This window comes from Xanthobacter autotrophicus, assembly GCF_005871085.1.
GTDB classification, from domain to species: domain Bacteria; phylum Pseudomonadota; class Alphaproteobacteria; order Rhizobiales; family Xanthobacteraceae; genus Xanthobacter; species Xanthobacter autotrophicus.
In genome coordinates, this window is record NZ_VAUP01000008.1 from 1 (window position 1) to 1,157 (window position 1,157).

General features: G+C 65.4%; 1 protein-coding gene. It reads right to left on the reverse strand.

Annotated features, from left to right (window positions below; translation table 11 throughout):
• The coding region (gene tuf, locus FBQ73_RS03085; protein WP_138398064.1) for an elongation factor Tu at positions 1-1,157 on the reverse strand (1,157 nt) is incomplete at its 3' end.

Sequence of the window (1,157 nt, forward strand, 5' to 3'; positions counted from 1 at the left end):
ACCGTGCGGCCACCCTCGCGGATGGCGAAGCGCAGCTTTTCTTCCATGGCGATGGGAACGATCAGCGCCACGTCCATGGACACGTTGTCGCCCGGCATCACCATCTCGGTGCCTTCCGGCAGCGTGCACACGCCGGTCACGTCCGTGGTCCGGAAGTAGAACTGCGGGCGGTAGTTGGTGAAGAACGGGGTGTGACGACCGCCCTCTTCCTTGGTCAGGATGTAGGCCTCGGCCTTGAACTTGGTGTGCGGCTTCACCGTACCCGGCTTGCACACCACCTGGCCGCGCTCCACGTCCTCACGCTTGGTGCCGCGCACCAGGATGCCGACGTTGTCGCCGGCCTGGCCCTGATCGAGCAGCTTGCGGAACATCTCGACGCCGGTGACCGTGGTCTTCTGCGTCGGGCGGATGCCCACGATTTCCACTTCCTCGCCGACCTTGATGATGCCGCGCTCCACGCGACCGGTCACCACCGTGCCGCGGCCCGAGATCGAGAACACGTCCTCGATGGGCATCAGGAACGGCAGGTCCACCGGACGCTCGGGCTGCGGGATGTAGGCGTCGACCGCCTCCATCAGCTTCAGCACCGCGTCGCGGCCGAGCTTGGGATCGCCGTTCTCAAGCGCAACCAGCGCCGAGCCGCGGATGATCGGGATGTCGTCGCCGGGGAAGTCGTACTTGGAGAGCAGCTCGCGCACTTCCAGCTCGACCAGCTCCAGCAGTTCCTCGTCGTCGACCATGTCGCACTTGTTGAGGAACACCACCAGCGCCGGCACGCCCACCTGACGGGCGAGCAGGATGTGCTCGCGGGTCTGCGGCATGGGGCCGTCGGCCGCCGACACCACCAGGATCGCGCCGTCCATCTGCGCCGCGCCGGTGATCATGTTCTTCACATAGTCGGCGTGCCCGGGGCAGTCGACGTGCGCATAGTGACGGTTGGCCGTCTCGTATTCCACGTGAGCGGTCGAGATCGTGATGCCACGCGCCTTCTCTTCCGGCGCCTTGTCGATCTGGTCGTACGCCGTGAACGTCGCGCCGCCCGTCTCCGCAAGGATCTTCGTGATCGCCGCAGTCAGCGACGTCTTGCCATGATCCACGTGACCGATCGTGCCGATGTTGCAGTGCGGCTTCGAGCGGTTGAACTTCTCTTTGGCCAT